The organism is Staphylococcus croceilyticus (assembly GCF_002902575.1).
GTDB lineage: Bacteria > Bacillota > Bacilli > Staphylococcales > Staphylococcaceae > Staphylococcus > Staphylococcus croceilyticus.
On sequence record NZ_PPRD01000123.1, the window covers coordinates 1 to 202 of the forward strand.

The 202-nt window shown below is 39.6% G+C and carries 1 protein-coding gene; it reads left to right on the top strand.

Features of this window, described 5'->3' with window-relative positions; all coding sequences use genetic code 11:
* A partial coding sequence (locus CD128_RS11140) for a hypothetical protein (RefSeq protein ID WP_231917324.1) occupies positions 1-202 on the top strand: 202 nt, incomplete at both ends.

Consider the following 202-nt stretch of genomic DNA (forward strand, 5'->3'; position numbering starts at 1 on the left):
TTATTGGAGATAAATGGGAATATACATCAAGAATGACGCAAGAAGATGGCATCACAACATATGTATATGACCGAATTCAACATGAAATTCCAAATGAAGCGCCCCAAGTGGAAGTACCAGAACTCCAAGTAACACGATATGTTGATACCGAAGGTAATGAAATTAAAGACACAGAAGAAGGCACACACCAACCGCCAGGTAT